The sequence below is a fragment of the Siccirubricoccus sp. G192 genome (assembly GCF_019084075.1).
Lineage (GTDB): Bacteria > Pseudomonadota > Alphaproteobacteria > Acetobacterales > Acetobacteraceae > G192.
The window spans coordinates 5,158,647-5,177,933 of record NZ_JAHREN010000001.1; the positions used below are offsets into that span (position 1 = coordinate 5,158,647).

General features: G+C 72.5%; 17 protein-coding genes, 1 tRNA gene, 2 pseudogenes and 2 riboswitches. Of the genes and pseudogenes, 14 read left to right on the plus strand and 6 right to left on the minus strand.

What is annotated here, in order from left to right; translation table 11 throughout:
- Nucleotides 1-2 precede the first annotated feature (2 nt).
- From KSF81_RS24820 to KSF81_RS24855, 8 genes are all read left to right on the plus strand, one after another.
- Nucleotides 3-1,013, plus strand: a complete 1,011-nt coding sequence (locus tag KSF81_RS24820; protein WP_217381254.1) for an AAA family ATPase — start codon at nucleotides 3-5, stop codon at nucleotides 1,011-1,013.
- On the plus strand, nucleotides 1,010-1,951 hold the full coding sequence (locus KSF81_RS24825) for an XrtA system polysaccharide deacetylase (RefSeq protein WP_217381255.1): 942 nt from the start codon (nucleotides 1,010-1,012) through the stop codon (nucleotides 1,949-1,951). Before KSF81_RS24820 ends, KSF81_RS24825 begins: the two co-directional genes overlap by 4 nt.
- A 10-nt stretch (nucleotides 1,952-1,961) precedes the next feature.
- On the plus strand, nucleotides 1,962-2,996 hold the full coding sequence (locus tag KSF81_RS24830; RefSeq protein ID WP_217381256.1) for a FemAB family XrtA/PEP-CTERM system-associated protein: 1,035 nt from the start codon (nucleotides 1,962-1,964) through the stop codon (nucleotides 2,994-2,996).
- A gap of 8 nt (nucleotides 2,997-3,004) precedes the next feature.
- Nucleotides 3,005-4,261, plus strand: a complete 1,257-nt coding sequence (locus tag KSF81_RS24835) for a TIGR03087 family PEP-CTERM/XrtA system glycosyltransferase (protein WP_217381257.1) — start codon at nucleotides 3,005-3,007, stop codon at nucleotides 4,259-4,261.
- Nucleotides 4,258-5,790, plus strand: a complete 1,533-nt coding sequence (xrtA, locus tag KSF81_RS24840; RefSeq protein ID WP_217381258.1) for an exosortase A — start codon at nucleotides 4,258-4,260, stop codon at nucleotides 5,788-5,790. Before KSF81_RS24835 ends, xrtA begins: the two co-directional genes overlap by 4 nt.
- 257 nt (nucleotides 5,791-6,047) lie before the next feature.
- Nucleotides 6,048-6,242: a hypothetical protein gene (locus tag KSF81_RS24845; RefSeq protein ID WP_217381259.1), complete on the plus strand. Its 195-nt coding sequence runs from the start codon at nucleotides 6,048-6,050 to the stop codon at nucleotides 6,240-6,242.
- A gap of 146 nt (nucleotides 6,243-6,388) precedes the next feature.
- A complete protein-coding gene (locus KSF81_RS24850; protein ID WP_309139669.1) occupies nucleotides 6,389-7,090 on the plus strand; it encodes a PEP-CTERM sorting domain-containing protein in 702 nt (233 codons plus the stop codon).
- A gap of 154 nt (nucleotides 7,091-7,244) precedes the next feature.
- Nucleotides 7,245-7,481: a hypothetical protein gene (locus KSF81_RS24855; RefSeq protein WP_217381260.1), complete on the plus strand. Its 237-nt coding sequence runs from the start codon at nucleotides 7,245-7,247 to the stop codon at nucleotides 7,479-7,481.
- A gap of 80 nt (nucleotides 7,482-7,561) precedes the next feature.
- Here KSF81_RS24855 and KSF81_RS30480 read toward each other — a convergent pair whose 3' ends face one another.
- Both KSF81_RS30480 and KSF81_RS30485 read right to left on the minus strand, forming a co-directional pair.
- Nucleotides 7,562-8,203 carry a sensor histidine kinase gene (locus KSF81_RS30480; protein ID WP_309139670.1) on the minus strand — a complete coding sequence of 214 codons (642 nt, stop codon included), beginning with the start codon at nucleotides 8,201-8,203 and terminating at the stop codon, nucleotides 7,562-7,564.
- A gap of 12 nt (nucleotides 8,204-8,215) precedes the next feature.
- Nucleotides 8,216-9,808, minus strand: a pseudogene (locus KSF81_RS30485) (hypothetical protein); the annotation flags it as partial.
- A 91-nt stretch (nucleotides 9,809-9,899) separates the two neighbouring features.
- On the opposite strand from KSF81_RS30485, the gene KSF81_RS24865 reads away from it, so the two are divergent.
- Nucleotides 9,900-10,529, plus strand: coding sequence for a class II aldolase/adducin family protein (locus tag KSF81_RS24865; protein ID WP_217381262.1), 630 nt, complete (start codon nucleotides 9,900-9,902; stop codon nucleotides 10,527-10,529).
- Nucleotides 10,530-10,559: 30 nt separating this feature from the next.
- On the opposite strand, the gene KSF81_RS24870 is transcribed toward KSF81_RS24865, so the two are convergent.
- Entirely contained in the window at nucleotides 10,560-11,144 is a 585-nt protein-coding gene (locus tag KSF81_RS24870) for a Tat pathway signal protein (RefSeq protein ID WP_217381263.1), read from the minus strand.
- A 153-nt stretch (nucleotides 11,145-11,297) separates the two neighbouring features.
- Between KSF81_RS24870 and KSF81_RS24875 the strand changes: the two genes are divergently transcribed.
- From KSF81_RS24875 to KSF81_RS24885, 3 genes are all read left to right on the plus strand, one after another.
- The gene (locus KSF81_RS24875) at nucleotides 11,298-12,977 is read left to right on the plus strand and encodes a tetratricopeptide repeat protein (RefSeq protein ID WP_254453735.1); all 1,680 of its coding nucleotides are present in this window, start codon (nucleotides 11,298-11,300) and stop codon (nucleotides 12,975-12,977) included.
- Nucleotides 12,978-12,988: 11 nt separating this feature from the next.
- Nucleotides 12,989-13,924, plus strand: coding sequence for a 4-(cytidine 5'-diphospho)-2-C-methyl-D-erythritol kinase (locus KSF81_RS24880; RefSeq protein WP_217381265.1), 936 nt, complete (start codon nucleotides 12,989-12,991; stop codon nucleotides 13,922-13,924).
- A tRNA-Gln gene (locus KSF81_RS24885) sits at nucleotides 13,904-13,978 on the plus strand. Before KSF81_RS24880 ends, KSF81_RS24885 begins: the two co-directional genes overlap by 21 nt.
- Before the next feature lie 52 nt (nucleotides 13,979-14,030).
- Here the strand turns inward: KSF81_RS24885 and rnhA are convergent.
- From rnhA to ispH, 3 genes and pseudogenes are all read right to left on the minus strand, one after another.
- Nucleotides 14,031-14,492: a ribonuclease HI gene (gene rnhA, locus KSF81_RS24890; RefSeq protein WP_217381266.1), complete on the minus strand. Its 462-nt coding sequence runs from the start codon at nucleotides 14,490-14,492 to the stop codon at nucleotides 14,031-14,033.
- Nucleotides 14,482-15,475 (minus strand): annotated as a pseudogene (locus KSF81_RS24895) (homoserine kinase). Before KSF81_RS24895 ends, rnhA begins: the two are co-directional and overlap by 11 nt.
- 194 nt (nucleotides 15,476-15,669) lie before the next feature.
- Nucleotides 15,670-16,620: a 4-hydroxy-3-methylbut-2-enyl diphosphate reductase gene (gene ispH, locus KSF81_RS24900; RefSeq protein ID WP_217381267.1), complete on the minus strand. Its 951-nt coding sequence runs from the start codon at nucleotides 16,618-16,620 to the stop codon at nucleotides 15,670-15,672.
- A gap of 258 nt (nucleotides 16,621-16,878) precedes the next feature.
- Between ispH and KSF81_RS24905 the strand changes: the two genes are divergently transcribed.
- Complete coding sequence (locus KSF81_RS24905) at nucleotides 16,879-17,412, plus strand: hypothetical protein (RefSeq protein ID WP_217381268.1); 534 nt, start codon at nucleotides 16,879-16,881, stop codon at nucleotides 17,410-17,412.
- A gap of 342 nt (nucleotides 17,413-17,754) precedes the next feature.
- Nucleotides 17,755-18,984 carry a Na+/H+ antiporter NhaA gene (gene nhaA, locus KSF81_RS24910; protein WP_217381269.1) on the plus strand — a complete coding sequence of 410 codons (1,230 nt, stop codon included), beginning with the start codon at nucleotides 17,755-17,757 and terminating at the stop codon, nucleotides 18,982-18,984.
- An 88-nt stretch (nucleotides 18,985-19,072) separates the two neighbouring features.
- Nucleotides 19,073-19,170: riboswitch (glycine riboswitch) on the plus strand.
- Nucleotides 19,171-19,174: 4 nt separating this feature from the next.
- A riboswitch (glycine riboswitch) is annotated at nucleotides 19,175-19,272 on the plus strand.
- Nucleotides 19,273-19,287: the final 15 nt, after the last annotated feature.

Consider the following 19,287-nt stretch of genomic DNA (forward strand, 5'->3'; position numbering starts at 1 on the left):
CCATGCACACCGAATATTACGGCTTCAGCGAGCATCCCTTCCAGATGACGCCCGATGCGCGGCTGTTCTTCGCCAGCTCGGTGCACCGCCGCGCCTATGCGCATCTCATGTATGGCCTGGCGCAGCGCGAGGGATTCGTGGTGGTGACCGGCGAGGTCGGCGCCGGCAAGACCACGCTGGTGGAGCGGCTCTGCACCGAGCTTGATCCCAATGGCTTCGTGGTGGCGCGGATCGTGACCACGCAGGTCTCCGGCGACGACCTGCTGCGCCTGGTGGCCGATGCCTTCGGCGCACCCTCGGAAGGGAACAAGGCCACGGTGCTTCGCGGCATCTCCGCCGCGCTGCGGGCCGGCGCGACGGAGGACGGCCGGCGCTACCTGCTCATCGTTGACGAGGCGCAGGGCCTGCCGCCGCCGGCGCTGGAGGAGCTGCGCATGCTCTCCAACATCACCGAGGGCGGGCGGGCGCCGTTGCAGACCATCCTGCTCGGGCAGCCGCAGCTGCGCCGCACCCTCGCCAGCCCCGATCTCGACCAGCTGCGCCAGCGGGTGCTCGCCTCCTACCATCTCGCCGGCCTGTCGCGCGACGAGACCCATGCCTATGTCGAGCACCGGATGCGCGCGGTGGGCTGGGATGGCCGGCCCGCCTGGGAGGACACGGCGCTCGACCTCGTGCACCGGCACAGCGGCGGCATCCCCCGCCGCATCAACCGGCTCTGCTCGCGCGTGCTGCTGGGCGGCGCGCTGGAGCGGAGCGCGGAGCTGAGCGCCTCTCTGGTCGAGGCCACGGCGCTGGAGCTGGAGGAGGATCTGGGCGGCGGCCAGGGCATCCTGCCGCATGCCGGTCCGCGCGGCGCGGCGGCCTATGGCGGCGCGCCGTCCTTCGGTGACGAGACGGCGCTGGATGGCCTGGCGCAGCGGGTCGAGGCGCTGGAGCGCCTGACTGCCCGGCGCGAGCGCGTCTTCAGCCGCATGATGGACCTCTTCGCTGATATCGGCAGCACCCGCCGATGAGCCGCCCGGACCTCGCGCCGCCACGCGATACCCCCGGCACGCCCGCGCCGCGGAATGCCCCCGGCGCGCCCGCGCCGCGCAACGCCATGAGCGTAGATGTCGAGGACTGGTTCCAGGTGCAGGCCTTCGCCGGCACCATCCGCCGTGCCGACTGGGACGGGCTGGAGCGCCGGGTGGAGGCAAATACGGACCGCGTGCTGGAAGCCTTCGCCGGCGCCGGCGTGCGGGCCACCTTCTTCACCCTGGGCTGGGTGGCCGAGCGCCACCCGGCGCTGATCCGCCGCATCACCGGGGCCGGGCATGAACTCGCCAGCCACGGCCATGGCCATGAGCCGGTGGACCAATTGGGCGAAGCCGCCTTCCGTGCCGATCTCCGCCGCGCAAAGCAGGTGCTGGAGGATGCCGCCGGCGTCGCAGTGGTGGGCTACCGCGCCCCCACCTTCTCGATCGGCCCGCATACCCCTTGGGCGCACCGGGTGCTGGCGGAGGAGGGGCATCGCTACAGCTCCTCGGTCTTCCCGATCAGCCATGACCTCTATGGCGCGCCGGATGCGCCGCGCGGCCCGCACCGGCCAAGCCCGGATGGCGTAGTGGAACTGCCGATGACCACGGTGCGCGCACCGGGCCGCAACCTGCCCTGCGCCGGCGGCGGCTGGTTCCGCCTGCTGCCCTATGGGTTGTTCCGCGCCGGGCTGCGCCGGGTCAATACCGCCGAGGCGCGCGCCGGCATCTTCTACTTCCACCCCTGGGAGGTGGACCCGGGCCAGCCGCGCGTGCAGGCGGCCGGGCGGCTGTCGCGGTTCCGGCACTATACGGGCCTTGGCAGCATGGCCGCGCGGCTGGACCGGCTGCTCCAGGATTTCGCCTGGGGCCGGATGGACGAGGTTTTCGCCACGGCGATCAACGGGGCGGATGCCCCGCTGCGCGCGGCGGCATGAGGGGGCGGGGATGGCAGTACGCATTCGCGAGCTGGACGAGGCTTCGCGCAGCGCCTGGGACGCGTTCGTGCAGGCGACGCCCGAGGCCACCTTCTTCCACCTCTCGGCCTGGGCCGAGGTGATCCGCGGCGCCTTCGGCCATGCCACGCATTACGCGCTGGCGGAGCAGGATGGCGCCATTACCGGCGTGCTGCCGCTGGCGCGGATGCGCACCTGGCTCTTCGGCGATACCCTCGCTTCCACCCCCTATTGCGTCTATGGCGGCCCGGTGGCGAGCACGCCGGAGGCGGCGGCGGCGCTGGAATCCCACGCGCTCGGGCTGATGCGGCGGATCGGCGCGCCGAGCCTCGAATTCCGCCGGCTGCACCGGCCGGATCCGGGCTGGCCGGTGCGGCCGCCGCTCTACTACACCTTCCGCAAGCCCATCAGCGGCAATGCCGAGGCGGATATGAAGGCGATCCCGCGCAAGCAGCGGGCGATGGTGCGCAAGGGCATCCAGAACGGTCTCACCTCGGTATCGGATGGCGACACCGACCGGCTGCACCGCGTCTATGCGGAAAGCGTCCGCAACCTCGGCACCCCCGTCTTCCCGCGCCGCTACTTCCGCCTGCTGGGCGAAGCCTTCCCCGGCGCGAACGACGTGACCACGGTGCTGCATGAGGGCCGCCCCGTCGCGGCCGTGCTGAACTTCCATTTCCGCGACGAGGTGATCCCTTATTATGGCGGCGGCACCCGGGAGGCGCGGCAGGTGGCCGCCAATGATTTCATGTACTGGGAGGTGATGCGCCGCGCCGGGGCGGAGCGCGGGGCGCGGCTGTTCGATTTCGGCCGCAGCAAATCCGGCACCGGCGCCTTCGACTTCAAGAAGAACTGGGGCTTCACCGCGCAGCCGCTGCACTATTGCTACCAGTTGCGCGAGGGCGCCCGGCTGCCCGAGCACAACCCCACCAATCCGAAATACAAACTGATGATCGCCGCCTGGCGCCGGCTGCCGCTGCCGGTGGCCAATCTGCTCGGGCCACCGATCGTGCGCGGCCTGGGTTGAGCCAGGCGATGCCCCGCCGCCGGTTGCTGTTCCTGTGCCACCGCATCCCCTACCCGCCGGAGAAGGGCGAGAAGATCCGCGCCTGGCACATCCTCGATCACCTGGCCGAAAGCTGGGAGGTGGAGCTGGGCTGCCTGGTCGATGACCCGGCCGACCTCGCGCATGTGCCGGTGCTGCGGCAGCGCTGCGCCGCGGTGGAATGCCGGCCCACCGGCCACCGCATCCGGGCCGCCGCGCGGGCGCTGCTGCAACTCCGCCCCGGCCGGCCGCTGACCTTGGGCTGGTTCCACGAGCCGGGGCTCCGCGCCTGGGCGGAGCGGGGCCTGGCCGAGGGGCGCTTTGACGCGGTCTTCGTCTATTCCTCGGCCATGGCGCCCTACGCGATGGGGCCGGCAGCGCGGCGCCCTGGGCTGCGGCGGGTGCTCGACATGGTGGATGTGGATTCCGAGAAATGGCTGGCCTATGCCGCCGGCGCCCGCCCGCCGATGCGCCAGGTCTGGGCCCGCGAGGCACGCACCCTCCTGGCCTTCGAGCGCCAGGCCGCCGCCGCCTTCGACCGCACCATCCTCGTCTCCAGCGAGGAGGCCCGGCGCTTCGCCGAACTCGCGCCGGAATGCGCGGCGCGGGTGGACTGGGTGGACAATGGCGTGGACCTCGCCCGCTTCGACCCGGCCCGCGACTACCCCAATCCCTATTCCGGCCCGGCCCCCGCGCTGGTCTTCACCGGCACCATGGGCTACCGGCCGAATATCGAAGCGGTGGCCTGGTTCGCGCGCGAGGTGCTGCCGGGGCTGCGGGCCGGCGCCGCGGTGCCGCCGGAATTCCATATCGTCGGCGCCAATCCCGCCGCCGCGGTGCAGGCGCTGGCGCGGCTGCCGGGGGTGCATGTCACGGGCTCGGTGCCGGATGTGCGGCCCTATCTCGCGCATGCCGCGCTGGCGGTGGCGCCGCTCCGGATCGCGCGCGGCATCCAGAACAAGGTGCTGGAGGCGATGGCGCTGGCCCGGCCGGTGATCGCCTCGCCCCAGGCTTTCGAGGGGGTGCGCGCCCGGCCCGGCCGCGACCTGCTGGTGGCCGATGGCGCCGCCGAGATGGCGCAGCGGGTGCGGGAGGTGCTGGCCGGCGCGCATCCCGGCCTCGGCGGCGCGGCGCGGGCCGCCGTCGCCGCCGGGCATGACTGGGCGGCGACGCTCCGGCGGCTGGACCCGATGCTGGAGCCGGATGCCCCGCAACCCTCCCTGGCCGAGATCGGAGCAGCGGCATGAACGCGGTGGCGGAGGTGGTGGTCCCCGCGGCCGCCGGGTCGCGCCGAGCGCCCTGGGTCGCGGCGCTGGTGGCGCTCGGCCTGGGGCTGGTGCCGTTCGGCTTCCTTTTCGCCGAGGAGGGCACGGCGGCGATCGCCACCTGGGACCGCTCCACCGCCTACAACCATTGCTGGCTGGTGCTGCCCATCGCCGCCTGGCTGGCCTGGAACCGCCGGGACCGGCTGGCAGGGCTGCTGCCCGCGCCATCGCCACTGCTGGCGCTGCTGGCCCTGCCTGCGGTCCTGGCCTGGCTGGTGGCGGAGCGGCTGGGAATCATGGAGGGCCGGCAACTCGCCGCGCTGGCGCTGCTGGAGGTGCTGGTGCTGGCGGTGCTGGGCTGGCGCATCTGCCGCGCCATGGCGGGGCCGCTGGCCTATCTCGTCTTCCTGGTGCCCTTCGGCGCCTTCGCCGTGCCCGCGCTGCAGGCGGCGACGGCCTGGATGATCGGGCTCGGGCTGCGCCTGCTCGGCATCACGCATTACATCGACGGCTTCGTCATCGAGACCACCTCCGGCACCTATCTGGTCGCAGAGGCCTGCGCCGGGCTGCGCTTCATCATTGCCGCCCTGGCCTTCGGCGCGCTCTATGCGCTGACGATGTTCCGCAGCCCGGGGCGGCGGCTGCTGGTGATGGTACTGGCGCTGGTGGTGCCGATTATTGCCAATGGGTTGCGGGCGCTGGGCATCGTGGTGCTCGGGCAGTATCTCGGCAGCGCCGAGGCGGCGGCGGCGGACCATGTGATCTATGGCTGGGGCTTCTTCTCGGTGGTGATCCTGCTGCTGATCCTGGCCGGGCTGCCCTTCCGCGAGGATGGTGCGGCGGCGCCCGCCCATCCCCCTGCGGTGCCCGACACCGCCGCCCCGCGCGGCGCGGCGCTGGCCGCCGCGGCCGGGCTGGCGGTGGCGCTGGCGGCGTTGGGGCCGGCCCTGGCCGCCGGGCTGGACAGTGCCCTCGGCGGCCCGGCGACCGCCGTCCCGGCCCGGCTCACCGCGCCGGAGGGATGCACGGCCACCGCCGAGGGCGCCGCACTGCACTGCCCCGGCGCCACCGTCTCGGCGCGGCTGCTGGTCTTTCCATCGCGCGTGACCTGGGCCCCGGTCGCCGCCGAACGGCGGCGCGCCACCGGAGGGGACGAGGAGGAGGACAGCTTCGGGATCCGTCCCTCTGGCGGCATGGCGGCCTGGCAGGCGCGCCAGTTCCGCGCGCAGGGCGAGAGCCAGGGCGGCGGCCAGTCCGGCACGGTGGCAGTCGCGGCCTGGCTGGAGGGCCGGCCGGCCGGCGACGGGCTCCGCACCCGCGCCACGCAGGCCTGGAACAGCCTGCGTGGCGGCGGCGGCGCCCCGGTCGTCGCTATGGTGACGCTGCAAGCCGAGGGACCGCAGGCCGAGGCCGCAGGCCAGGCGCACCAGCGCGCACTGCTGCAGGCGGTGCTGGAGGCCCAGGGGCCGGGCCTGGTCGCGCAGGCCACGGCGCTGTCCGGCGGCCGCTGAGGCGCGGTCCGGCGCGTTGCCTGACGTGAAGCTCCGGTCGCCGGACAGGCCGGTGCAGGAGCTGAACCGCTACGGCAGGGTCTGTGCAAGGGGTGGCCTCATGGTCAGGGCCGCCCTGAAGGGGCAATGTCCGGAAAACCCCATGGCCCATCGCAGCAGGCGGTTGCACGATACCATGCTCGTCGCGGTCCACCGCGCCTGCGACGGGGGGGCATCTCGACCTTGCCGCCAGGCTTCTGCGCCTCACCGAGGAGGCCATGGCCGTCGAGCCCGATATCCGGCGGCGCCGGCAGGAGATGTGGACCCTGATCGCCGCCCATGAGCGGCTGTGGCACCTCCGCCATGCCGATGCCGACCTGCCGTTCGACGATGCCCTCGTCGAAGCCGCCAGCACATCGCGCTATGTTGCGATTGCAGGACCAAATAGCGGAAGCCTGTCACCGCTTCCGTAAATTTCCAGGTTTTGGAACGAGTCGTAAAATTTTACAAAGTTACGAAAAGGTGCCCCGGCATGGGCAAATTGGCGAAATTCGGCCGTTTTTCTAGTTGGCATGACTCCTGCATTAAGGCTTGCGGAGCCGGACCGTGAGGCACTGGAGTGACCTCACCCAGGAACAACACGGCCTACTGCCCCACTGGGACCAAGGAGAAGCCAATGCCAAGTTTCAACTATCTGCGGTCTGCCGCTCTGGCAGCAGCCCTGGCAGCAGCCCCCGCTCTGCTGCCTGCGTCTGCCGAGGCCGCTGCCTGCCTGACCTCCGATGTCACGCTGCTCATCGGTGCGACGTCCTACAATCCCACTTCCTGCGCCGACAACCTGAGCCAGGGCGGTGGGCCGACCTCTGAGACCAACTCGCTGAACACGGCGCTTGGGACGTCGTTCGTCTATCTCGACAAGTCGGATGATGCCGGAACCCCGACCGGCCTCGGTGGCGTGGCCTTCACCGTCACCGCCAGCGCCGGCAACAGCGGAACCTGGACCGTCACCTGGACGGATGTTGCCGGTCTGCCCAACCTGCCGCTCATTGTTGACCTCGGGGTCGCGCTGTTCGCCGGCAACACCGGGTCCGGCTACCTGTTCGACAACGTGCTGCTGCCGATCAGCCCGAATACCGGCACCGGCACCTTCGACATCAACTTCGTGAATGCTGGCGGCCAGCAGCCGGCGATCTCGCACCTGCTGCTCACCGGCGGCAATGCCACGACCCCGCCGACGAACGTGCCGGAGCCGGCCTCGCTGGCGCTGTTCGGCATGGGCCTGCTCGGCCTCGGGCTGGCGCGGCGGGCCCGCAAGGGCTGAACCGGATGGGGCCGGGCGCCACGGCGCGCCTGGCCCCCTTCCTCCCGAAGGTCCCGGCAATGAAGGATGCGCCAGGGCCTTCCGCCGGATGGCCACGCAGATCTGAAGGCTGAACCTCGCGTGCCTCCCATGGTCCATCGAAGCCGCCGGCTGCATGACATCCTCCTCGTCGCGGTCCACCGCGCCTGCGACGGGGGGGCATCTCGACCTTGCCGCCAGGCTTCTGCGCCTCACCGAGGAGGCCATGGCCGTCGAGCCCGATATCCGGCGGCGCCGGCAGGAGATGTGGACCCTGATCGCCGCCCATGAGCGGCTGTGGCATCTCCGCCATGCCGATGCCGACCTGCCACCAGACGATGCCCTCGTCGAAGCCGCCACCGCATCCTCCTGACGGAGCAGGGCTAGCGCCTGGGACGGCCCCGGCATCTGTAAAATTTCCCGACAAGACTCCGAAAGGCAGGCCGCCCCGCCCTACTCCACCCGCGCGGAGAAGCGCATGGAGGCGCTCACGCCTTCCGGCTCGTAGCGCAGCGCCACCGTGGCCCCGCCGCCCAGCTCGCGCGGCAGGGCCTGCAACAGGCGGGAGCCCAGGCCGCGCCGGGAAGGCGCGCCGGCGACCGGTGGGCCGCCGCGCTCGGTCCAATCCAGCGCCACCTCGCCCTGCCGCCCGGCGCGCCAGCACAGGATCACCCGGCCTTCCGGCGCGGAAAGCGCGCCATGCTTGCCGGCATTGGTCGCCAGTTCGTGCAATGCCAGCACCAGGGCCTGGGCCTGCTTGGCCGAAACCCGCGCCCGCCCCTCCCCCGCCAGCGCGATGCGGCCGCCGGCGCCGAGCCAGGGCGAGAGCGCGGCGCGCAGCACCGCCGCCAGCTCCGCGTCACGCCAGTCCTCAACTGTCAGCAGGTCCTGCACCCGCGCCATGGCCCGCAGCCGGGCGGTGAAGGCAGCGGCGAATTGCTCGGGGTCGCGGCTGCCGGAGCGGAGGGTCTGCGCCGCCAGGGCCTGCACCGTGGCGAGCAGGTTCTTCACCCGGTGGTGCAACTCCCGCGCCACCAGATCGCGGGAGCGTTCGGCCTCCACCCGTGCGGTAATGTCGGCGGCACCTTCCACCACCACCAGGTCGCCCCCCGGCGCCGCGCGATGCAGGCGCCAGCGGCTGGCGACGACCAGTGCCCGCCCCTGCCGATCCCGCTGGCGGAGCAGGCCCTCCCACTGGCCATCCCGCAGCAGCCGCGCCTCGATCGCCGCCAGGGCTTCCGGGAAGCCGGTTTCCAGCAGGCCATGCGACACCTGGCCGATGGCATCGGCGGCAGGCCAGCCGTAAAGCTCCTCCGCGCCGCGGCTCCAATGCAGGATGGTGCCATCCAGGCGGCGGACCAGGGAGGTGGTGGTGTCGAGCGCCGCGGCCAGCCGCGCCGCCTCGGCGCCGCGTTCGGCGATGGCCGCCTGCGCCTCGGCCAGGCGGTCGCGCAGCCGGGCGAATCGGCGATGCCGCCGCCCGTCTCGGGCGGCGGGATGGGGCTGCCGCCGGCGGCCGCGGCCTCGGCATGGCCGACCAGCGCATGCAGCGGCCGCAGCAGCCGCCGCGCCAGCAGGCCGGCGACCAGCAGGCCGAAGGCGAGCGCCGCGCCGCCGCCGATGGCCAGGGCGATCAGCGGCGTCTGCCAGGCATTGCGATAGGCCGAGGCCGGCTCCGTCACCACCAGGGTCCAGGCCGGGTCGGTGGCGAGGCGCTGGAAGGCCAGGATCATCGGCTGGCCGTCGAGCCCCTGGCCGGCGAACAGGCCGTTGCTGCGGTCGGCAATGGCGGGGGCATACCAGGCCGGCATGAAGCGGCCGGTCATTTCCCCGGCCCGCTCGGAGCGGGCCGCGACCACGCCCTGGCCGTCGATCAGCATGGCCACTGTCCCATTGACCAGGCCGAGCGAGGCCAGGGTCCGGGAGAAGCGGCTTGGGTCCAGGATCGCCCCGAGCGCCGCCCGCACCTGATCGCCCTGCCGGATCGGCACCAGGATGGCGGCGCGGGGCAGGCCCAGCAGCCGGCCGGTGGCGATATCGCCGAGCGCCGGCCGGCCAGTGGCGAAGACCCGCGGCACCGGCGCGCGCGGCTCGAATCCCATGGCGAGCCCGGCCGGCAGGGGCGAGCCCAGGGGCTTGGCCGTATTCACCCATTGCTGCCATTCCGGGCCCGGGCCGTAGACGAAGATCGAGGTGCCGAGCGAGACGGCCGCGGACCGCGCCAGCGCGTCGAAGCCGGCGAGGCCGTCTTCCGGGTCCATGCCGGTGAAGCCGGCCAGCGCCTCCAGCGTCTGGAGATGCGCCGCGATCTCCTGGTCCATCGCCAGCGACAGGGCGCGGGCGGTATCCTGCAGCCGCGCCTCGAAGGCGGCGCGGTAGCCCCGCACCGCCACGCCCACGGCGAGCCCGCCCACCAGCAGCGCCGGCAGCAGCGCAGCCAGCAGCACGGCCAGCAGATGCGTGGCCAGCCCGAAGCGCCGTGGGGCCCGGGGGGGCCGCTTCCGGGGTTCGGCGGGTGATGGAGCGGAAGACACCATAGGGGGGCGGAATACATGCCTCGGTTGTAGTGGCGGAGGGTAGCACACCATCTCCAAGACGTGACCCGGCTTCCGTGAACTGTTGCCGTTGCGGCCCGTATATTGGCGCTTGCGTCTTCTGGCCCCTGCGACAGGATCGCCGCGTCGCAAGGGAGGGTGCCATGCTGATGATCCACGGAATCCCGTACTCGCGTGCCTTCCGCTGCCTGGACTGGCCGGCGGTGCTCCAGGTGCGCAGGCTGCGGGAGGGTTAGATGCGGGAGGCGATCATCGGGGCAGCGCGGGCGCTGGATGCGCTGGGCTTCATGCCCGCCAAATCGGGCAACCTCTCCTGCCGGACGCCGCGCGGCTTCCTGATCACCCCCTCCGGCCTGCCCTATGCCGAAACCTCGCCGCAGGACCTGGTGGAACTGGCCCTGGATGGCGCCGTGCTGTCAGGCGCGCGCCGGCCCTCCTCCGAATGGCGCCTGCATGCCGCGGTCTACGCCGCGCGGCCGGAGGCGGGGGCGGTGGTGCATACCCATAGCCCCTTCGCCACCGCCCTGTCCTGCGCCCGGCAGGGCATCCCGCCCTTCCACTACATGACCGCGCTCGCCGGAGGCGGCGATATCCGCTGTTCGGCCTATGCCACCTTCGGCACCGCCGCCCTGGCCGAGGCCACGGTCGCGGCGCTGGCCGGGCGCCGGGCGGCGCTGCTGGCCAATCATGGCGTGGTGGCGCTGGGCAAGACGCTGGCCTCGGCCCGGACCCTGGCGGAGGAGGTGGAGAACCTGGCCCGCCAGTACCTGGCGCTGCGCGCCTCCGGCCTCGCCCCGGTGCTGCTGACCGAGGCGGAGATGGAGGCGGTCCTGGCCGGCTTCGGCGATTACGGCCGGCTGGGCTGACCCGGCCATCCGGCGGATCATGCGCCGCAGCTACCGGAAATTCAGCTCCCGCACCGAGCAGGTCTCGACCCCGCGCCGCTCGGTCGCGGTGCCATTGGCATAGACGACGCGGATATCGACGGCGCAGACCTTGCCGCCGGGCAGACTCACCCAGAGGCCGGCGCCGGGCGGCAGGGTGCCCCGGCCCAGCCGGTCCGGCCCCCAATTGCGGTCGGAACTGAGCGAGACGTAAAGCTCGTTCACCGTGATCCCGGCGCGGTTGATGAACTGGAAGCTGGGGTCGCCCGCCGCGGCGCCGCCCCAGACGATGCGCGACAGGCTGCAGGCATTGATCTGCCAGCGCGTCTCCTCCCGCCCGCCCTGGAACACCACCTTCACATCCAGCACGCAGTCGCTGAGCTGCGGCACGATCCAGACGCTCTGCCCCGGCGGCAGCACCCCGGTGCCCAGCATGTCCGGCCCCCAATTATTGACGCGGGAGGGCGAGACATAGACCCGCTCGATGGTCTGGCCGGTGCTGTTCACCAGGCTGAAGCGGTTCTGTGCCTGGGCGGGCGCGGCACCCAGGGCCGCGGCCAGCACCAGGCCAAGGATCAGCAGGACCCGGGCGCGCATCTTTCTGCTCCGTCATGTCATGGCAAGATGCGGCAGCGTATCATGCCGGAGCCGGAGGGAAAGCCGGCAGGCGCAGCCAGGGCGCCGCAGCTTGCGGTGGCGCCCCCTGGCCGCCGCTGCTAGCCTGCTGCGATGCAGCGTTCCGGTCCCCCATTGCGGCTTGCGCTCCTCGCGGCCGCGCTTCTCTCGGCCTGCGCCGCCGGCGGCAGCCCCGGCAGCAGCTTCGGCGGCAGCGGCGCGCCGTTGACCGGTGCCTATGGCGCCTATCTGGCCGGGCGCTTCGCCGCCGCCGAAACCGATACGCGCTTCGCTGCGGACAGCATGCTCGCCGCGCTCCGCGCCGACCCGGACCAGCCGGAACTACTGAACCGCGCCTTCCTCGCCACCCTGCTGGACGGCCGGCCGGAGGCGCTGCGCCTGGCCCGCCGCCTGCCCGAGAATCCCGCCGCCAACCTGCTGCTGGCCGGTGCCGATGCGCAGGCCGGCCGCTGGGAAAGGGCCGAGCAGCGGCTCCGCGCCATGGGCCGCAGCGGCCCGGTGCAAATCCTGCAGCCGGCCCTGCTGGCCTGGGTGCAGATGGGCCGTGGCCAGCCGGAGGCGGCGCTGGCCACGCTCCGCCCGCTGGCCGAGGGCAACCGGCTGCGGGCCCTGAACGCCCTGCATGCCGCGCTGATCGCCGATATCGCCGGCCGCCCGCGGGAAGCCGAGCGCTTCGCCCGCCAGGCGGTGGCCGACCAGCCGCAGCCGCCCTGGCGGCTGGCGGTGCTGGCAGCGGGGGTGCTCACCCGGTCCGGCCGCGGGGCGGAGGCGCAGCGGCTGCTCGACCAGGTGGCCGAAAGCGGCGAGGATGCGGCGCTGGCCGCGACCGTGGCGGGCCGGCCGGCCCTGCTGGCGGCGCGCGGCGTCGCCTCCCCCACCGATGGCATGGCGGAGGCCTATACGGCGCTGGCCGGGGCGCTGCGCGGCCAGGGCTCGTCCGATTTCGCGCTGATCCTGGCGCAGCTCGCGCTCCGGCTGCGGCCCGGCTTCGCCCCGGCGGTGGTGCTGAGCGCCGATGCGCTCGGCGAGGAAGGGCACGAGGAACAGGCGTTGGCCGCGCTCGATTCCATCGCCACGGATGATCCGCTGGCGCCAGTGGTGGGGCTGCGCCGCGCCGCCCTGCTCGACAAGCTGGACCGCACGGAGGAGGCGGTGGCCGTGCTGCGGCAACTGGCCGCGGCCTATCCCACCATGCCGCAGCCGCCGGCCCGGCTTGGCGACCTGCTGCGCCGCCGCAACCGCTTCCCCGAGGCCGCCGCCGCCTATGACCAGGCGCTGGCCCGCACCAGCCAGCCGGGCGCGCGGGACTGGCCGCTGTTCTATGCCCGCGGCATCGCCCGCGAACGCTCGGGCGACTGGGCGCGGGCGGAGGAGGACCTCCTGCATGCGCTCCAGCTCGCGCCGGAACAGCCCTATGTGCTGAATTACCTCGGCTATAGCTGGGCCGAGCAGGGCAAGAACCTCGATCGCGCCAAGGCCATGCTGCTGCGCGCCACCGAGCTGCGGCCGCAGGACGGCAATATCGCCGACAGCCTGGGCTGGGTGCTGTTCCGCCTGGGCGACCTGCCGGGCGCCGTGACCTGGCTGGAGAAGTCGGTGGAGCTGGAGCCGCGTTCCAGCGTCATCAACGACCATCTCGGCGATGCCCTCTGGGCGGCGGGGCGGCAGCGCGAGGCACGCTTCCAGTGGCGCCGTGCCCTGACCCTGGACCCGGAACCCGAGGAAACCCCGAAGATCGAGGCCAAGCTGCGGGACGGGCTGCCCGGCTTCCCCTCCAGCACCGCCCAGCGCTGAGGCATCGGGCGGTGTTCCCGGCGGAGCCGGCGCCTTCGCCCCCGGCGGAGCCGGCACCCTCAAAGGTCAACCTGTATCTGCATGTCACCGGGCGCCGGACGGATGGCTACCATCTGCTCGACAGCCTGGTGGTGTTCGGGCCGGCGGCGGACCGGCTTGCCGCCAGGCCGGCCGCGTCCCTGAGCCTGACCCTGACCGGACCCTTCGGCGCGGCGCTGGCAGCCGAGCCGGACAATCTGGTGCTGCGGGCGGCCCGGGCGCTGGCGGCGGCGGCCGGCATTCCGCCGCGGGCGGCGCTCACCCTGGAGAAGCACCTGCCGGTGGCCTCCGGCATCGGCGGCGGCTCGGCCGATGCGGCGGCGGCGCTGCGGCGGCTGGACCGGCTCTGGGGCCTGGGCCTCGGCGCGGCGCGGCTGGCCGGGATCGGCGCGGCGCTGGGGGCGGATGTGCCGGTCTGCATCGCCTCCCGCCCGGCGCGGATGGGCGGCGTGGGGGAGGTGCTGTCGGCGGCACCCGGCCTGCCGGATTGCGGGCTGCTGCTGGTCAATCCTGGCCTGGCGCTGGCGACGCCCACGGTGTTCCGGGCACGGCAGGGCGGCTTCTCCGCCCCGGCCAGCCTGCCCGCCGCCTGGCCGGATGCGGCGGCGATGGCGCGGGATCTCGCGGCGCTGCGGAACGACCTGGAGGCCCCGGCAGTGGCGCTTTGCCCGCCAGTGGCGGTGGTGCTGGCGGCACTGCGGGCGCTGCCGGGCTGCCTGCTGGCGCGCATGAGCGGCTCCGGCGCCACCTGCTTCGGCCTTTTCGCGGATGCCGCCACGGCGCATCAGGCGGCGGCGGCGTTGCCGCAGGCATGGTGGCGGGCGGCAGGGGGGCTTTACGACGCGGGGGGGCTGACGCTTATTGAGGGCGCCCGCGCGAGGGCCTGCTGGGGCGTAGCCAAGCGGTAAGGCAGCGGTTTTTGGTACCGCCATTCCCAGGTTCGAATCCTGGCGCCCCAACCAGCCCGGTTCCGTCCGAGGGCCCCACGCGGCATTCCCGGCACGTAGTCGCGGCCTACAGGACCCCCAACCGCAGCCTCTCCCTTGCCTCCGTCGCCAGCCGGTCCGCCCTTTCGTTCATCGCGTCCCCCGCATGGCCGCGCACCCATTTCCACTCCACCTGGTGCGGCTTGGCGGCAGCCAGCAGGCGCTGCCACAGCTCCATGTTCGCCACCGGGTCCTTGGCCGCGTTGCGCCAGTTGTTGCGGACCCAGCCATTGATCCAGCGGGAGATGCCGTTGCGCACATATTCGCTGTCGGTGTGCAGCACCACGCGGCAGGGGCGCTTCAGCGCCTCAAGCGCGCTGATCGCGGCGGTGAGTTCCATGCGGTTGTTGGTGGTGGCGGGTTCGGCGCCGGAGAGCTCGCGCTCCGTGCTGCCATAGCGCAGGATCGCCGCCCAGCCGCCGGGGCCGGGATTGGGCTTGCAGCCGCCATCCGTCCAGATGGCGACGCTCTGCATCGGCTCAGAGGCCAAGGGCGGCGGGCCCCTCGGCGCGGGCGAAGAAGCGCAGCTTGCCGAGATATTCCAGCGGGTCCTTGCGCGTCACCAGCGCCCCCGGCGGCGTCGCCGCCCAATCATAGAGCCGGGTGAGCAGGAAGCGCAGCGCAGCGCCACGGCAGAGCACCGGCAGGGCGGCGCGCTCCGCCCTGCCGAGGGGCCGCAGCGCCTGGTAGGCGGCCAGCAGCGCATGCGCCTTGGTGACATTGAAGGAGCGGTCCGGCTCGAAGCACCAGGCGTTCAGGCAGACCGCGATGTCATAGGCCAGCAGGTCGGTGCAGGCGAAGTAGAAGTCGATGATGCCGGAAACCTCCGGCCGCCGCTCCGCGCCCTCCAGGAAGAACACGTTGTCCGGGAAGAGATCGGCATGGATATGCCCGGTGGGCAGCGCGCCCGGCGCCGGCCAGTCGCGCAGGATGCCGGCGAGCGTCGCGTCCAGCTCGGCGATGAGGCCGGGCTGCACCGAATCGCCCGCCCCATCACCCGCCCTCCGGCAGCGCTCCAGCAGGGGCGCCCAGCCGGCCGGGCCAAGCGCATTCGGCCGGGTGGCGGCGAACCCCTCGCCCGCCGCATGCAGCCGCGCCAGCGCAGCGCCGAGCGGGGAGCAATGCTCCGGCCGCACCCGGCGCGGCCAGACCCCGGGCAGGAAGGTGCAGATCGCCGCCGGCCGCCCCGCCAATTCCCGCAGCGCCATGCCATCCCGCGCCTTCACCGGCAGGGGGCAGGGCAGGCCATGCGCCGAGAGGTGCTCCATCAGCCCGAGGAACCAGGGCAATTCCCCGGGATCGACGCGCTTTTCATAGAGCGTCAGGATGAAGTCGCCGGTGCTGGTGCGCAGGGCGTAATTCGGAATTCTCCACCCCCTCCGCGATGCCGCGGAAGGCGAGCAGATCGCCGAGCGGATACCCGGCCAGGAATGCGCGCAGGGCCTCGTCGGAGACCTCGGTATAGACCGCCATGGCGGGCTTCTATCGCGGCGGCGCCACGATGCCTACGGGCTTCGGCTGCATCATGCGCGGCCCGCCGCCGCCCGGGCCGCCTTGTATCCTGCGGGCCGGTTCACGCCCTCCGGCTTCGCCGCCGGGCGACCGGACCACTATCCTGCGGGCCGGTTCACGCCCCCCCGGCTTCGCCGTCCGGGCAACCGGACCACTCAGGCATTCAGCGCCGCGGGCAGCTTGAAGGTGATGCGCTCCTCGGCCACCACCACCTCCTCGATCACCAGGTCGAAGCTCTCGCGCAGCCGCGCCAGCACCTCCTCCACCAGCACCTCCGGGGCGCTGGCGCCGGCGGTGATGCCGATGGTGCCGAGGCCGCGGACAATGCCGGGGTCGAGGTCGCGGCCGCGCTGCACCATCACCGCGCGCGGGCAGCCGGCGCGTTCCGCCACCTCCACCAGCCGCACCGAATTCGAGGAATTGGGCGCCCCCACCACCAGCATCAGCTCGGCCCGGCCGGCGATGGCCTTCACCGCCGCCTGGCGGTTGGTGGTGGCGTAGCAGATATCCTCCTTGGCCGGCGCGTGCATCTCGGGGAAGCGCTCGCGCAGCGCCGCGACGATGCCGGCGGTGTCATCGACCGAGAGCGTGGTCTGGGTGATGAAGGCAAGCGGCGCGCCGGCCGGCACCTGCACGCTGCGGGCCTGTTCGGCATCCTCCACCAGGCTGACCGTGCCGGCCGGCAACTGGCCCATGGTGCCCACCACCTCCGGATGGCCGGCATGGCCGATCAGCAGGATGTGGCGGCCGCGGGCGAAGTGCTGCTCCGCCTCCCGGTGGACCTTGCTGACCAGGGGGCAGGTGGCGTCCAGATAGAACAGGTTGCGCCGGCTGGCCTCGGCGGGGACGGATTTCGGCACGCCATGGGCGGAGAAGACCACCGGGGCGTCCGCCGGCACATCGTCCAGCTCCTCGACGAAGACCGCGCCCTGGCGTTCCAGGCTTTCCACCACGAAGCGGTTGTGCACGATCTCGTGCCGGACATAGACCGGCGGGCCGTAGCGGCGAATCGCCTCCTCGACGATCTTGATGGCACGGTCCACCCCGGCGCAGAAGCCGCGCGGGCCGGCCAGCAGGATGTTCAGGCGCGGTTTCTCTTGCATCATTGCCTTCATTCGCTCGCCGCGTGTTGCCGCGCCACCCCGCCGCCGGGCAGACTGGCCGCGGGAAGACCGGCCTTGCGCAGACCGGGCGGGGCGCAGACTAGTCCAAGCCCGCCCTGACTGGAAACGCCATGCCTTTCCAGCCCGGCCGGAAAGCGGCCCGGGGGTTTGTTCATGGGAACGTGCCCTGTGGCGAAGCTGTTGCCTTCCGCCGCAGGATGCAGCAACCGCCATGGTCGGGATGCAAAGGGGAATATGGGGATGCGCGTTCGATTCGTCCTGGCGGCCGTGCTGGCAGCCTCGCTGGCCGGCTGCGGCAGCAGCGGACCGACCCCCCTGCCCGTGGCCTGCCCCAACCCCGGGCTGCTGGCCGAGGGGGCCGATCTCACCCGCTACCGGCCAGGCCCGGTGCGCGACCTGACGACGCTGGAATTCGACGCTAGGCTGGCCGGCATCAATGGCAGTTGCCGCCCCGGCCGCGGCGACCGCAGCATCGACATCACCCTGACCACCAGCTTCTCGGTGGAGCGCGGCGCGGCGGCGCAGGGCCGCACGGTGGACCTGCCCTGGTTCGTCGCCGTGGTCGGCCCGGATGACCAGGTGCTGAGCCGCCAGGTCTTCGTGGAGCGGGTCGCCTTCGGCCGTAACGAAACCCGCACCACCGGCAGCAGCGAGCCGGTCAATCTCTCCCTGCCCGTGGGCGAGGACCGCCGGGCACGGGATTACCGCATCTTCGTCTCCTTCGAACTGACCCCGGAGGACCTGGCGTTCAACCGCCGGCGTGGCCCGCGGTAGGGGCCGGAACGAGGCAGGGGAGCCCCGGCAGAATCCCTCCCCCATATCCGAGACGCGGCCCCGGATTTCGTTGGAGCCGCTGTGGGCTGCTGGACTCCCCGGCGGCCGGTGCGGGGCAATTCGGCCTCCAGGGCTTCGCTGGGCCTGATTTCCTCCCGGATCTGTTGCTTCACCCAGCATGGGATCGATGGCGTCTGAGGCCTGCGATGCGGGCTCAGGGGAATCAGGCATTGGGGGCGATCATCAATCCAGGAGGCGCCGGCAATACAGACAAGGCCAGGTTCGGCCGGTGCCGCGGGTGCGATGCTGCCGGGGCGGGCCCAGGTGGGGAGGTGATCCGGCATGGCTGATGGCGCCGCGACGATCCGCCGCCGACCGCTCTCGATGCTGCGGCACTTCCTCGACAACGAAGCCTCGGGCGGCCTGGTCCTCATGGCCGCCGCCGCGCTCGCCCTGGCGGTTGCCAATTCGCCTTTCGCGCCGGCCTATTTCGGGGCGCTGCATGCCTATCTCGGCCCGCTCAGCCTGCTGCACTGGATCAACGACGCGCTGATGGCGGTGTTCTTCCTGCTCGTCGGCCTCGAGATCAAGCGCGAGGTCCTGGATGGCCAGCTCTCGACCTGGTCGCGCCGCGCCCTGCCCGGCATCGCCGCGGCCGGGGGCATGACGGTGCCGGCGCTGATCTATGCGGGTTTCAACTGGAGCGATCCGGCGACGCTGCGCGGCTGGGCGATCCCCACCGCCACCGACATCGCCTTCGCGTTGGGCGTTCTGTCGCTGCTCGGGTCGCGCGTGCCAGCCTCACTCAAGGTATTCCTCACCGCGCTGGCCATCATCGACGACCTCGGCGCCGTCGCGATCATCGCCGTCTTCTATACCGGCGACCTGTCCTTGCTGGATCTCGGCCTCGCCGCCGCCGTGGTGGCCGCCCTGGTGGCGCTGAACCGGGGCGGTGTCCTGCGCCTCTGGCCCTACCTGCTGCTGGGCGGGGCGCTCTGGTTCCTCGTGCTGCGCTCGGGCGTGCATGCCACCATCGCCGGGGTCGTCCTCGCCCTCACCATCCCGTTGCGCGCCCAGCCCGGCCGGCCGGACGAGATGCAGGGCTCGCCGCTGCACCGGCTGGAGCACGGGCTCCACAACTGGGTGGCCTTCCTGATCATCCCGGTCTTCGGCTTCGCCAATGCCGGGGTTTCCTTCGCCGGCCTGACCACGGAGGCGCTGCTGGACCATCTCACCCTCGGGGTCGCCCTCGGGCTGTTCCTGGGCAAGCTGGTGGGGGTCTTCGGCAGCGCGGCCCTGACGATCCGCCTCGGCCTCGCCGACCTGCCGATGGGGGCGAGCTGGCCCCAATTGGTCGGGGTTTCCCTGCTCTGCGGCATCGGCTTCACCATGAGCCTGTTCATCGGGATGCTTGCCTTCGCCAACGATCCGGCGCTGCAGGACGAGGTGAAGATCGGCATCCTCGGCGGCTCGCTGCTCGCGGGGCTGGCCGGATGGGGCGTGCTGCGCATCGCGCCGAGGGAGGTGCCGGCCCCGGCGCCCCATGCGGCGGCGCGGCCCTCCCGGCGGTAGCCTTCGGAACCGGGTGCCGGATTCGGCCGCGCCCGCGGAACGGATGGTTGCGCTCCTTCCCTCCGCCGGGCTAGACCTGCCATCCCGCCGATCCCGTGCGGGAGAGAGCGGCCCCTGCTTGCGGGCCGCCGCCGAAGGCGCAACCGGCCCCCGGAAACGCTCAGGCAGAAGGACCGCGCGGGGAAGGGGTCTCTGGAAAGCCCGGCGCCCACTCGCGCCGGCACCGACGGAGTAAGGGTCGCCCGCCACCCGGCATGCGCCCTGAATCTCTCAGGTCATCGGACAGAGGGGGGGCCACGGACT